Here is a 14647-nt window from a genome sequence, read left to right on the forward strand (position 1 = left end):
ATCACATCGAAATTCTCATGTGGGTTTCCGACAACAGCGGACCGGCGAATTCCACCATGACCCTTTCCTACGATTTCCGCAAATTGACCAAAGCCGGCAGTAGGCCAGGCGCTGGAAACAGCCGGCTTTGGTCAATTTGCGGAAATCGTAGGAAAGGGTCATGGTGGAATTCGCCGGTCCGCTGTTGTCGGAAACCCACATGAGAATTTCGATCTGATCGCTGGTGCCCCCCTCCCCCAGAATCTTGAGGTGGCCGTAATTGGTCACCCCACCCCAGCGGCCGCTGGCAAATTGATCGGTCATCTGCGCCAGCACCGGCCAGGCCGACGCTTCACGGGTGTTGCCCATCCATTTAATGAAGTTGGAGAAGTAGATGGTGCGGCTGAGGTTGGCGCTGGGCTGGAAGGTCACCGGCAGCCGCTGGACAAAAACCAACTGGCCCTGGGGGCCGCCCTCGATCATCTCAAAGGAACGGGTTGCGTACAACGGTTCGTATCCCGGGTATTCCGCAGTCAGCAGGTTTACCGGAACCCGCTGGGCCGTCTGGGCAGCAACCGTTAGGGCCAGAATCATGGGCGGCCCCCAGGTCAGCCGGAGGGCCAGGGTAAGTATCTGGATGGACGCCCCCCCGGAAAACAGGACCGCATCGCCCATTTTACTGACGATCACGAGGGTTGGGTTCGGCTGACCACCGGCCTTGATCAGGGTTTCTGCTGCCGCCCAGATCCGCGTCCCCGCTGTAACCAGCGCATCCCCCTGGTCGATGAGGCGGTCGAGCAAATCCGTTCGGTGACCACCCAGCAGACCGGCCCACGCCTCCCGGGATCTGGCGGTGATGGCGGCCAGGTCGCATCCAAGTGGACCGGGCCCGCACACACACACGCACGTGCGGTCCTCGTGGGTCAGGGAGACGTCTAAAACGGATGCGTCCACATCGGCGACCGTCGGGTTGCCGTTCGCCTGCCACTGGATGGCCATCGGCGATGCAGAAACCGCATATCGTTTGGCTGCAGCCGACAAGGCCCGTTCCAGCATCGGCGCTTCCGCCTTGCGGCGTTCCTGCCTGGACTGACCATGGATCCCGGGGATACAGGCCAGTTCCAAATGGGGTGCGGAAACGGATAGCTGTCGACAGGCATCGTCCAGTGCCTGGCGAGCCAGACGGCGGTCCCGGTCCTCGGGAAAAACAAGGTCAGCCACCGTCGGATATGCATCATGATGCTTGAGAATCCTCAGCCGGTAGCCCTCCAACCTCGCCCTGACCGCCCCGTTTTCGCTGACGGCTGAAACCCGATATATCAGGTCGCGATCTTCCCGCCCCATCAGCGCCACGCTTACGGTGGCAGGAGTGGTCGCCCTGAAAAATTCAGCAAACAGATCCATGCGGTCGATGGAGACGGGCAGGCTGGTGTCCTGGGGTACCAACAAAGCCGCACCCTGCAGCAGGGTGTCGGTGAAAAATGCATCCCCCAGACACAAACGACGGTGCTTTGCTTCCTCAAGGCCCGTTCCAAAGGCTGCGTCTGAACGTCGTTCAGCCGGTATCACGCGGGATGAAAACAGGGCCTGGCCGGCGTTTGGACCGCTTTGCCGGATATCCCAGATGGTCTCAATACCCTGGAACCGCGGCCCTTGAAATAGAAGACTGGCCCGGTAGAGATCGGTCCGGGGAACCAGGGACATGGGCGTATCGGAATGGGCAATGGTTTCCCGCGGTGGGTCGTCGTCACTGTCGAAGACAAACGTGGCCGCAAAAAAATCCGTCTGCGCCCCGGTCCCCTGCTTGGTAATGGCGGTGTGCACAACTGTTTCGCCGCCGGCTGGCGCCTCTGCCAGCAGGGCGCGAATGGCGATATCGGCGCCTGTTTCCGGGTCTACGGTGATGGGCCGCATGAGGCGGACATCACGGATCTGAACCCGTGACAGTTCCGTGTCGCCATACAGGTAAAGGGCCGCCTGGACCATCGCCTCCAAGCCGAAAACCGTGGGGAAAAGATAGGACCCCTGGAAGTGATGGTCGACCAGGTATGGATCGGTCTTAAGGCAGAGGTGGGCTGAGAAAACCGCTTCCACCCCGGGAGTCAGATGGGCTGGTGTTTCCAGGAATCGCATTCCGCGGGGCACATCGGGCAGGGTCTGATTCCAGGTATCCAGCCCCCCCATGCGGGCGGTCACCACCACCTGGCAATTGCCCGGGTCATGGGTAAAAATCTTGAGGAATCGATCGACGCCTTCGTCCGTGGGAATGGCATCGATGCCTTTATCCCGCAGCAGATCGACGCTGCCCATACGGGCTCCCATACCCTCGTCACGCCAGATGCTGTAGGCAACATTGACGGTGCTGGTTGCGGGGTGTTCGGCGGCAAAGCCCCTCAGGGCAATGTCCATGACCTCGTTGGAGAACCCGTACCACCCGTTGCCGGGCATACCGGTGACGCCGATGATCGACCCCAGGCCCACAATCAGTTTGAGCGGCCCGGTTGGCAGCAGATCCAGCAGGTGCAGCAGGCCCAGCACCTTGGGTGCGCTTTCGGCAAGGGCCTGCTGCGTTTTAACCTGACCGGTGAGCCGTGGCCGGTTGAGCCCGGCGCCGTGAATGATCCCGGTGATGGGACCGAGACGTTCACTGACGGTCGCCAGCATTGCCGCCACAGCATCGCGATCCGCCACGTCACAGGAAAAATAATCGGCTGCAAGTCCCAGCGCGGCATATTTGTCCAGCAGGGTTCGGATCTGCTTGCCAGCGCTTTTCACACCCGGCTGATCCGGGTAAGGGGTTCGCCCCACCAGCGCCATGCGTGCACCGGTTTCCCGGGCCACGGCCAGGGCGCAGGCGGCCGTGATGCCTCCCGCTCCACCGGTAACGAGAATCACATCATCACGCGACCAATGGATATCGCGCCGCCGAAAGTCCGCCGGCTGAACCAGTCGCGGGAAAAGCGTCCGTCGGGTACGGTCCAGATCGTATCCCACGGCGGCAAAACTGTCCTGGGTGATGGTTTCGGCAAGGGTTTCCCAGGCGATCGTCTCGGCTGGCAGCGTCGCGCAGAAATCCACCACCCGGACCCTTAGGTCCGCCCGTTCCAGGTGAAGGCTGGCGGCCAGGGCAACGGCGGCGCAGCGATCCGCCCGGGCAAAGCGCGGATCCCGACCGAAAAAGCCGCCACCGAACTGGACCCAGACCACAGTGGTCCGCCTCCGCGGTGCGCTGGCAGCCGGTGGTACCGATACCAGGCTGGCACGAATACGAATCATTCGCTGCAACATGGCCGAGCGGTCTTTTTCACAGGGGCCATTTTTGGGTAGAATGGCCACCAGGTGGGAAAAATTAGGATCACCAACGCCTTCTGCAGCCCCCGCCTCATCGAAGGCGCATGCCTGGGTGTATGCGCCGCGCTGGAAAAAAGCCTGGCCGATCGCTGCGGCCACATCGGCCGTATCCTCGCTGTAAAGAATCAATACGCGGATCTTCTGCCAGTCGTTTTCCGAGCGCAGGCGCCATGTTTCGGGAAACAGCGGATAGGGCGTTGGCACCAGGTCCATACAGTAATTGCGCACCCAGGAGGGTTGGCCGGTGGCGGCTATCGACCGGGCCACCCCCTTGCTGCCCGTGACGGCACCACGCTGTTCAGCTGCCATGCGGTTCAAGATCACACCGATCTGCCTCAGACTGCGGGTCAGCAGCGGCTCCAGATCCAAGTGCGCTTGAATGCCCAGCGCTGCGGCAGTTCGTTCGAGCAGCGTCTTGAGTTTATCCGGCCCCATCCGAAGGTCGCGGTCAACCGGCAGATCGGCATCCAGGGATTCACCAGAAAACCCTGTGATGCGAGCAGCCTGGCCAAGCAGTTCGTCCAGTGCATCCGGTGGTGCCGGCGCGTCGGCAGATTTTGATTCCTGGCAGGCAGCAATCCGATCCACCACCTCGTCCAGGCTGGCGTTGGCCAGCGCTTGTGCATCCACAAAGCCTGCAACCCCGGCCTCGGCGGCCAGACGGGCGATCAGTTCGCCGGCCTTGATGGAATCCAGATTCAGGTCGTCGAGCAGCCGCATTGACCCATCGAGGCTCTCGTGGGGGTACCCGGTGATATCAGCGACCATGTCCACCATCCGCCGAACCAGTTCACCGCGGCCCCCGGTCGGTTGACCGGCTGATCCCCCTGCATCGCCACGCAGCCGCTGGGCAGCGTCGACCAGCTCTCCCAGGGCCGCATTGGCCAGCAGCGTCGAATCGGGGAACATGACACCGCAACGCCTGGCAAAGCGGGCAATCAGGTCACCGGCTTTGATGGAATCCAGGTTCAGATCGTCCAGAAGCCGGGATTCCCGGGACAGGGTTTCGGAAGAAAAACCCGTCACCTCGCCGACCAGCTGGAATAAAAGCGCCTGGGTCGGCAGCGCCTCCGGCCGTCCCGCCGGGAGTACGCCTCGGCTTCCTGTACCGGCACCCGCCGCCAGGGTTTCGGGGTCCCAGAAGGCCAGATCCGCCTGCACCACTCGGTTTAAAAATGCCCCCCTGGAGGCCAGGTAGCGGCTCACCAGGGCCTCAGGTACACCGGTAAAGGCCTCCGCCAGGATCGAGGGGGTACCATTGCTCGGCAGGTTGTCGACATCGGCGCCCCAACCCACGATTTGGGCAAGGGTCTCACAGGGGTTGACGACAAAGGATTTTCGATCGGCCGGAACAAAAGGCCGGATCAACCGATTCTCAAAGAGACCCTCCCAACGGATGGCTGCACCATGGGCAAACAAGGCGCCAAGGGCGCGGTTCAGATCCCGGCTGCTGCCGGCAGATCCCTCCACCGGCAGGCATGCCGGCCCCGCTTCACCAAAAACGTCACCGGCCAGACCGGACAGCACCCGTCCCGGCCCCAGTTCGATAATCAGGTCACAGCAGCCGGCCATGCTCTCGGCCAAACGGATAAAATCAACCCGCGACCGAATCTGTCGGGAAAAATATTCATTCAGCGGTGCTTCGGTTTGCATAGGGGCGCCGTCGATACTGGAAAAGATCCGGCAGCTGGCCGCTGACATTGTTTTCGAAAGCCAGGCCATCGCCCCGACCTGCCGGGCGGCGTCTTCGCAAAGGCGGCTATGGAACGCGCCGGAAACCGGCAGCATCCGGGCGCTGATCCCATTTTCCTGAGCGCGTCTCAGCATGGCTTGGGCAGCTTCGGGTTCACCGGAAAGAACGGTCTGAAGGGGGCTGTTGAGGTTGGCCACGGTCAGATAACCAGCGACCTGCGGCAGAAGCGTCAGGGCGGTGGCTTCGTCACAGCGCAGACTGACCATGGCTCCCTGGGTCTCGTTTTGACCGGCCATGGCCTTTCCGCGGCGGGCGGCGAATTCCAGGAGCGTTTTCGAATCGAAGACCCCGGCGGCACAACAGGCCGTCAGTTCCCCCAGACTGTGTCCACCCACGGCTTCGGGGCGGATACCCAGGCGGATGAAAAATGACAGCCACAACATGGATGCGAGGCAGATGGCCGGCTGAGCGTTTTCCGTTCGAGATAGCGCATTGAACCAGCGATCCTTCTCCTCGGGATTGGGTGCCCGGTCGGTATCCCGGAAAATCAAACGGCTCACCGCAATGCCGGTCAGGCCGCGGGTCACCTGATCGGCCCGCTGCACCAGCAATCGGGCCCATTCAAACCGTTGAACCAGCATCCGGGCCATGTTGATCTGCTGGGAACCCTGACCGGGAAACAGGAACCCGATTCGGGGACGCCCACCGCCTGCGCCCAGCCAGATGTCAGGTCCGAGGGTGTCAGCCGGCAGGATAACATGGTCTGTTTCGGATTCTCGAAGCCATGCTTCCAACTTTACCAACCGGGCAGTCAGGTCATCGGGATGGCCGGCGACAAGGGCGACCCTGACCGGTGCATCCTGCAGAACCTGGCGGCTCAGATCAGCGGCGAGGTCAGCCAGCTCCCCAATGCTGATGCCGTCGGTGATCTTGATCAGACCCGTAATTCTTTCCAGCATCGCCGACCGGCTGCCGGCGCCCATCACCATCAGCTCACTCTCCTGGGCGTGGACCAGCAACGCCGCTTCATCCAGGGCGGGTTCCAGTCGCCCATCGGGTTCGTCAGCGGACACGAGGGTGATGTGGCAATTGATGCCACCGAATCCCATTGAAGAGACGCCTGCCTTCAGGTGCTTGTCGGCAGGCTCCTGGCGGCCCAAGCGGACGGGATAGAGCCGTCTTGCCGTGGTGTCGAAGGCCTGATGGGGATCGCTGCAGGCGGCGGTGGGCGGAATCACCCGGCGATTGACCGCCATTACGGCCTTGATCAGGCCACCGATCCCAGAGGCGGCCTTGGTGTGGCCTAGAATGGACTTGAGAGAGGTGATCCCGCAGGGCCGCAGTTGGCCGCTGGGAACCGGCACCTGCCCCAGCACACGGGCGATAGCTTCCAACTCCGTGCGGTCACCTACGGTGGTGCCGGTGCCGTGGCCTTCGATGAAATCCAGGTCCGCGATCGAATGGGCCGTATGCAGATAGGCCCGCTGCAGGGCCAGCGCCTGGCCGGATACACTGGGAGCGGTAATACCCGATCCGCCGCCGTCGGACGAGATGCCCCAACCGTGAATCACCGCGTAGACAGGGTTGTTGTCGTGTCGGGCCGCGGCCAGTGGCTTGAGCACAATGAAGCCGCAGCCTTCGCCGGGGATGAAGCCTTTACCGCCGCGGTCATAAACCGTCATATCGCCGTCGGTCAGCGCGCCCGTTTTAGCGAAACCAATCAGTTCAAAGGGATCCAGGCTGATGTCCACGCCGCCCACAATGGCCAGATCAAGATCCTGCTCGACGATTCGGGAAGCCGCGTGGGCCACAGCCAGCAGTGATGAAGAACAGGCCCCGTCGATGGTGAAACCCCCACCCATGAGATTGAGATGGTTGCAGATGCGCCCGGCGATGGTATTGGAAAGCCCGCCGGCCAGGGTATCCTCATCCACCGGAGGAAAGACCGTGGTATAGCGGTCCTTCAAGGCTTCTGCGAGCAGGTGAATCTGTCGATCGTCCATTCCCCGGTCCCGTGCGACGCCGTAAAGCGCACGTCGGACAAAGGGCCAGCGCAGGCGCAGGGTGTTGGCCCGGGTCTGCTCGCCGGTGAGGGTATTGCCGATGATGACCCCGGTGCGCTCTCCGGGCAGGGTTTCACGGGTATAACCGGCATCGGCGACGGCCGCCAGACTGGTTTCCAGGGCCAGCCAATGGACGATATCGGTGGTACGCACGGTGGAGAGCGGAATGCGCCGGCCGGCCCAGTCGAAATCAAACCCGTCGATGACCGCAGCCTGACGGCCATAGGTCTTGTCAGGCGCTTTTTTATCCGCGTCATAATAGTCTTCAAGCGCCAGCCGGCAGTCAGGAATACGCCGGAACTGCCGCCGTCGGGCCAGGATATTCTCCCACAACTGGCGTGGTGTGGTTGCGTCAGGATATCGACATGCCAGTCCGATCACAGCGATGGCTGGCGGCGAAGACCGGTGTGTCATTTTGGCTTCCTTTCTCGTACTGAAACCATTACCAACGGTTAGCGGCTGCTTGAAACGCTGCCTGGCGAAACGGCTGGATACAAGAACACATAGGGTTATGAAATTTTCATGCCAGGTTTTTTTGGAACCAATGGATATCGTTATTAATTTTCAACCATGGCCCCTCGTTGGCCTGGTTTGCTGTCCCGCCAGGTTTCAACCCTCGCAAAAAAATAGCGATTGTGAGATAAAGCGGGCATCCGGCGGGTCGTGGTCGACACTATTGTCGACGATCGGTGTATGTTTTTCACAACACGGTTATCATTCGAAAAATAAGGAAAACGGATCATGCAGATACGCACCTGCGTTTCACCGGCGGGGCGGTTCGTTTATGGCGTCCACCGTCCACATTTCACTGCAGATAATTTTCGGGAGAGGACTGAACTGGACGAACTGGGTATGTTTCCTGACGGTACCCGTCACCACAATGCGGCAAACTTTCCTTGCGGCAAGGTTCACGAACCGGCGGCCGACTGGGTTTTTGAGATCCCCAACGCCTTCCCATTCCGGGGAACGACCTACATCGGCAAAGCCTGGGCCGACGCCCGCGCCGCCGGTCCGGAAACCATCGCCCTGCCGGAGGCGCCGGAGATCTCATTTTTTAAAGACCACCCCGATGAACACAAAGCTGCCCTGGCCATTCATCATCTCCCCCGCCCCCTTCAATTGGCTCTGGCAGTTGCATCCACCGACTCCCGGGACCTGATCTGCCTGGCCCACATGGCCTGCACCTTCTGCATGAGCGAAAGCAGGGCCGATGCCTGGGGAATCGCCTATGAAAAGCGATCCAACGGACGAATCAAAGCGATGGTTGCCGATGAAGGGCTGTTCGAAGCCGTGGCCAACAACCGCCATCTGCCCGACGCCTATAAAGAGGCCATGGTGCTTCGTCCCGGCGCCCAGGGAGAGAGCGAGATCGTGGGTGAGTGGCACCGATCGAACCCCAAAAGCCATGTGTTTGAATACTTGCGCAGGAACTCCTATATTCCCTGGGGACACTATGCGGCCAACATGGCCGACGACACGATTCGATACCGGGTGCAGGATCTGACCTTGGCGGACATGATCGGCATGCGCCACCTCTACTATCAGCGAAGCTACACCCGCCTGGCCGCTTTGTTGGAAGTTCCACCCCTGATTGACGGTCGTCCCCTGACCGAGGATGAACTGGAAACGCTGCGGCTGAACATGGTAAAAAAAATAAAAGGGAACCTATCGATTGATTTTAACCGAACCCTGTGGGGCTGGAACTACGGGTTTGATTTCGCCCCCAGCGGATACCGCCTGCATGCCTCCCACCAGCAGATCCACCATCAGTTTGCACTGATCCCGGCCGAGGTTCCCCTGGCCACGGGGGAGGGTTTCCTGCCGGCATATGCATGCGGCGATCTGGTGAGTGATTTCGTCAAAGCCTTTCATCTTGAATCGGGGAGCAGTTTTTTTGAATGTTATCATCAGGCGATCATGGAGAACCGAAGGATCGATGGGAATACCCGCAGGGAGCACAGCCTGGTGGTTTTTGAAGACGACCGGGTGATGCTATTCGTGCCCAAAGCCCAGACGTCCCAGTGGGAGCTGCAGTTGATGCCCAAGGCCCCGGTGGGTAATATCTTAGAGGCAGACGCGCCGACACGCCGATCCCTGGATCGGGCCATATTAACCGCCGTCAGGGTGCTGGGGACCCTGGGGGCCCGAATGATTACGAGCATTGAATATTCCAAGCCCGTCGTGGATGGACAGGACGGCCAGCGTCTCCTGGTCGCCTTTTTGCCTAAACTGCCCCAATCCCCGGGCGCATTCAGCGAAGCGCAAATGCGCTGGATCAATGGGCACTACCCGGAAGATTTTGCCCTGGCCTGCCGCCGCCGGCTTTCCGACGAAGGCGTGAATACAGGCCCACGCCGCTAGAAACCCGGCCGGCAGCATTTACCATGGGTTCAAGGCCTGCATTTGACCTCGCCCAAACCTGATTGGGCGTCAAGATGACCCTTCCTCCCCGTGCGCTTGGCGGTCTTGAACCACAAACGTTTGCACGAGGGCAAAGAGATCACTGACGCCGTAAGGTTTGAGCACAAAAGCATCGGCTCCTGCCGCAGACGCCCGGGCCTCATCCACAGGATTACCCGACGCCAGGATGCAGATGATATCGGATTTGGCCGCCTTGATGCGGGCGGTCAGTTCAAGGCCGTCGATATCCGGCACATTCAGATCCGAGAAAACAATGTGGATGCGATTGGATGCCAGGATGTACTGCCAGGCGGAAAAGCCGCTTTCGAAGGTGAGGATTTTTCGGTTGACGCTGAACCCCAATGTGTCGACCAAAAAATCCCTGACCAGGGGATCGTCTTCCACCACGGCAATTTGAACGTTGGGTATGATCATTCACCTCGCGTCAGGTTGAGCGGGAAGTCCAAGAGCCATCCAGAACCAACCACCGGCAATGCCGACATGTAGCGTGATTTTTATACTCGGTCAAGGTTATCTTGCGATTGGGTATGCGCCTGCAGACAGCGGATCAACGTCTTCGACCCGAAACCACCGTCTGATATTGCCTTGACATTGACCACCTGTCGGCTTAGCTTTCCCGGGCATCCGACTGGGCTGCCGTTCATGTGCGCAATATGTAAGGAAAAGGAGAATATCTTGCCACCTGTCCTCTCCATCGTGGGCAAGTCGGAGTCCGGCAAAACCACGTTGATTGAAAGACTGATTCCCGAATTGAAACGTCGGGGCTATCGCGTCGGCATTGTCAAGCACGCCCACCACGGTTTCGATATGGACCGGGAGGGCAAAGACAGCTACCGTCACAGAAAAGCCGGTGCCGATACGGTAATGGTTGCCTCCCCCGGACAGATCGCCATGATCAAGGATGTGCCCGGTGAAAGCCTGGAGAACCTGATTGCCTATTTTGACGATGTGGACCTGCTGCTCACGGAAGGATTCAAAAGGGACCACGCCCCGAAAATTGAAATTTTCAGGGCTGAGCGGCATCAGCATCCCGCCTGCCTGGAAGACGAGACCCTGCTGGCCGTCGTTTCCGACACGCCCCTCGGTGTGGTGGTTCCCCAATTCGCAACCGCCGACATCCAGGCCATCACTGACTTCATCGTAGGCAGATTCCTCATGGCCCGGCGAACCGCGCCGTGACCTGCACATTTTTGGAAAGCATTGCCGCCCATGAATCTTAGATTTGGCATCACCGGAAAACTGCTGGTCTGGTTTCTGGTCATCATCGCTATTTTTTATGGCACCATCTTGGGTCTTTACATCAATGTTCAGCAAGTCGTGGGGTTATCCGGTTCCATCGTGGCAAAAAATTATGCCATTGCCTCCGGGACAAAAAAAATGATGGAAACCCTGCTCAGCATGGAGGAGAACAAACAGAAATATCTGCTGCTGAATAAACCCGATTACCTGGTCTTTTTCAATGAAGCCCAGCACACTTTCGAAGAGAACCTGGCCCAGGTGACCCGGCTGACCGCCATGGGCCACACCATTTCGACTGTGTGGCGGGACATCAGTGATGATTATGAGACCTATCCCGATGCAGCGGAGGTTTCCACCTATCTGTCTGGGGAGGTAAAAGATCCGGAAGCGGTAAATACGTTCTGGATCCCCGAACCGGTCATCAACGACTGGATCAGTAGGATTTCCGGTGAGCGGCTCAAAAATGAGCAGGAAATCGAGCAGGCCACCCGCGAACTGAACCTCAAGGGGCGGCTTTCCGCTAAAAACGGACTCATCGGCCTGGCCATTTCCAGTCTGGTCGGTCTGTTGGGCATATTCTATTTGGCCTATTCCATGATCCGCCCTCTGAGGGAACTGATGGACGGCATCCGGGAGATCTCCTCGGACCGCCTCAGCGCCCCCCTTAAGGTCCGCAGCCAGGACGAGTTCGGTGAACTGGCCCATGCCTACAATGAGATGTCCCATCGCCTGCGCAAGGAGGAGCGCATGCGTTCCGATTTTATCTCCATGCTCAGCCATGAGATCCGCACGCCCTTGACTTCGATCCGCGAATCGGTCAACATGATTCGGGAACAGGTGATGGGGCCAATCAACAGCCGCCAGGAAAAATTCCTGGGGATCGCCAGTATGGAGATCAGCCGCATCAGTGAACTGCTGAGCCACCTGATGCAGGCCTCCCGGCTTGAGCCTGGGCTGCTGAACATGCAACTGGAGCCCATCGATCCACACACCTTTTTGTCTGAATGCACCCACAGCATCAAACTGGCCGCCGAGTCAAAAAAGATCGACCTGCGCATCCAGGTTCCCTCCCAATTGTCCCCTATCGTTGGCGACAAAAAACAACTCCAACAGGCCATGTTGAACTATCTGTCCAATGCTATCAAATTCTCAGAGCCCGACACCTGGGTCACCATCGGTGCCCGTCAACATCGGTCCAGAAATCGGCTCTCCTTTTTCGTGAAAGACAATGGTCCGGGTATACTGGAGGAGGATCAGGCGTTTTTGTTCAACAAATATTACCGCGGACAGCGCGAACGCGAGCGTTTGGAGGGCGTCGGTTTAGGATTGAGCATCGTTAAGAACATTGTCGAATCCCACCATGGTACCGTGTGGGTCAACAGCCAGGTGGGCAAGGGAAGCACATTTGGTTTCACCCTGCCCAGCGCTCCCGAGTGATGATGCCCGGCCGCTGGCCAGGATGGCAACGGTTGAATTTCCTTGAATTGTCGCGCAATGGCGATTAAAAAAGGGGTATCGTAAAATAAACGCTTGAAGGTGATCGAACAGGAAATGGTTATGAAAACAACTGCATGGATCCAGACGCACCGCCTGCCCCTCATCCTGGTGATGGTCACAGGGATACTTGCAGGCTGCGCGTCGGTTTTTCAGGGTCTTGACGACAAGATGCACCGCAAGCAATTCAAGTCAGCCCATGAGGCCTTTGAACGTGCACTTGCGGTTTATGACGAAGGCGATTTCGAAAAAGCCTTGACCCGGTTCAAGGCCATTTCGGAGGCAAGCGCCAGTGAAAAAATTTCGCGCAAGGCGTTGCTGGGGCAAATCTGCTGCCGTCTGTTGCTGGCGGATACGCAGGCGGAGTATACCGCAGCCATTGGCATGTGGCATGATTTCGCAGAATCCACGCCCGACGATAGCGCGGTTTGGGATCTGACCCTGCTCGACCCGTTGATTGTGCGCATGACCCCCAAAACCACCACCGCGGTGATCTATATCAATCCACCGGCTGCGAAAATAGCTGAGGAGCCCGCTGCAACTGAAGACCTGCAGCCGGACACCCGGCGGCAGGACACCCAAAAACCGGACGACCGGGAGCTTCGGGCCGAAGTTGCCGACCTGAAGGAAAAAGTTGAACGGGCGGCCCAGCTTCAGCACCAGATCGATGAAGTCACAGCCGAAAACCTTTTGCTCAAGGAAAAAATCAAGGCGCTGGAAGCCATCGACCAGAATATCCAGAAGAAAAAAACCGAAATTTCGGCCCCCAGCGAATGAAACCATGAAAAACACCGACCAATCCAAAACCGTCCTGGTGGTGGACGATGACCACAATGTACTGGAGGTGCTGGATGCCCGGCTGTCCAGCTGCGGGCTGACCGTTTACAAGGCGGATGGCGGCCGCAAAGCCCTCCAGATGCTCGACACCCACCGAATCGACCTTGTGGTATCCGATGTGAAGATGCCCGAAATGGACGGTATGACGTTGTTGTCGGAAATCATTCGGACGCAGCCGGGTCTCCCGGTCATTTTTTTAACCGCCTACGCCAATGTTCCCGATGCAGTCAAAGCCGTAAGATTCGGCGCTGTGGACTATGTCGAAAAACCCTTCGACGGCAAAGCCCTGACCGAAAAGATCAAAATGATGCTCGATGAATCCGAGGGCCCGGCGCCGCCGCAGCCGGTCGACCCGCCAGGGGGCACCCACATCGACGAGGATGTCAAAAGCCCGGCCATGCAGAACCTGCATGGTTTGGTCAAAAAGGTGGCCCGCAGCAGCGTCAATGTCCTGATTCTCGGAGAAAGCGGCGTGGGCAAGGAGCGCATCGCCAACCGGATCCACCTGTTGGGCCAACGCCAAAAGAAACCGTTCGTCGTCGTCGATTGCGGGGCCACACCGGCCGGCCTGCTGGAAAGCGAACTCTTCGGTCACCTCAAAGGATCCTTCACCCATGCCGTGGCCGACAAAAAGGGTCTCATCGAAACGGCGGATACCGGCACCCTGTTTCTGGACGAGATCGGCAACATCTCCCACGAAATGCAGATCCGGTTGCTCCGGTTTATAGAAGACCGGACCATCAGACGAATCGGCGGACTCAAGGGAACGCCTGTGGACTGCCGGATCATTGCAGCCACCAATGCCGATTTGGGCGAAGCGATCAAAGCCGGCCGCTTCCGTGAAGATCTGTTTTTCCGTCTCAGGGTGGTCACCTTGACCATTCCCCCGCTTCGGGAGCGCAAGGCGGACATTCCTCTGCTGGTCGACCACTTTACTTCACAGTATTGCAGCCAGCACAATGTGAAGCCGGTCATGGTGCTCAAGGAAACGATGGATTGGCTGTGTGACTACTCGTGGCCCGGCAATGTCCGCGAACTGAAAAACGCCATTGAGGGTGGCATCGTCATGTGCCGGAACAACGTGCTGCGGCCGGAGGATTTTCATGTTGCCGGCATCACCAGGACCTGTTCGGAAAGCATGTCCGATGAGAGTTGCCTTTCTCTGGAGGAGAGTGAAAAGAACACCATCCTGCGGGCCCTGGAACAGACCGGCGGCGTTCAAAAAGAAGCTGCGGATGTGTTGGGCATCAGCCGGCGGGCCATCCATTACAAAATCAAAAAATACGGCATCGACGCCGGCAGCATCAAGGCCCGGTATTGATCCCTTTCCCGATTTGCTTTTCCGTCATCGGGGAGCTCGCCCTTCAGCCCTTCCCACCTGGATTTGGATGGGTCGTGTAACCGAATGCCCCCCCAGGTCTCATTACCCCCGTGGCAAAAAGCAATGGACATCAGTTCCAGAAACACTTATGAAAGGGGTGACGATGAGAGAGATACTGATCATGCTGGCCGTGGTGGGCATATGGATCCTGATTCAGGCCTACATTCTGCCAAAACTGGGCGTCTCGAC

7 protein-coding genes are annotated in these 14647 nt (G+C 58.9%); 5 read left to right on the forward strand and 2 right to left on the reverse strand.

From position 1 onward, the window contains the following. Positions 1-15 precede the first annotated feature (15 nt). The gene (locus R6V78_RS06630; RefSeq protein WP_410288552.1) at positions 16-7500 is read right to left on the reverse strand and encodes an SDR family NAD(P)-dependent oxidoreductase; all 7485 of its coding nucleotides are present in this window, start codon (positions 7498-7500) and stop codon (positions 16-18) included. Between the two features lie 327 nt (positions 7501-7827). Between R6V78_RS06630 and R6V78_RS06635 the strand changes: the two genes are divergently transcribed. Then, on the forward strand, positions 7828-9447 hold the full coding sequence (locus R6V78_RS06635; protein ID WP_410288553.1) for a hypothetical protein: 1620 nt from the start codon (positions 7828-7830) through the stop codon (positions 9445-9447). A gap of 69 nt (positions 9448-9516) precedes the next feature. Here the strand turns inward: R6V78_RS06635 and R6V78_RS06640 are convergent, their stop codons facing one another. Further along, positions 9517-9921 (reverse strand): response regulator, encoded by a 405-nt coding sequence (locus tag R6V78_RS06640; protein ID WP_410288554.1) that lies wholly within the window; start codon positions 9919-9921, stop codon positions 9517-9519. Positions 9922-10182: 261 nt separating this feature from the next. On the opposite strand from R6V78_RS06640, the gene mobB reads away from it, so the two are divergent. The 4 genes from mobB (at position 10183) to R6V78_RS06660 (ending at position 14398) form a co-directional block, all read left to right on the forward strand. Then, complete coding sequence (gene mobB, locus R6V78_RS06645) at positions 10183-10686, forward strand: molybdopterin-guanine dinucleotide biosynthesis protein B (protein WP_410288555.1); 504 nt, start codon at positions 10183-10185, stop codon at positions 10684-10686. Between the two features lie 30 nt (positions 10687-10716). Continuing rightward, positions 10717-12183 carry an ATP-binding protein gene (locus tag R6V78_RS06650; protein WP_410288556.1) on the forward strand — a complete coding sequence of 489 codons (1467 nt, stop codon included), beginning with the start codon at positions 10717-10719 and terminating at the stop codon, positions 12181-12183. 120 nt (positions 12184-12303) lie between these two features. After that, positions 12304-13017 carry a hypothetical protein gene (locus R6V78_RS06655; protein WP_410288557.1) on the forward strand — a complete coding sequence of 238 codons (714 nt, stop codon included), beginning with the start codon at positions 12304-12306 and terminating at the stop codon, positions 13015-13017. Between the two features lie 4 nt (positions 13018-13021). Continuing rightward, a complete protein-coding gene (locus tag R6V78_RS06660) occupies positions 13022-14398 on the forward strand; it encodes a sigma-54-dependent transcriptional regulator (RefSeq protein ID WP_410288558.1) in 1377 nt (458 codons plus the stop codon). Positions 14399-14647 lie beyond the last annotated feature (249 nt).

It is taken from the genome of Desulfosarcina sp. (genome assembly GCF_046496365.1).
Classification (GTDB): Bacteria; Desulfobacterota; Desulfobacteria; order Desulfobacterales; family Desulfosarcinaceae; genus Desulfosarcina.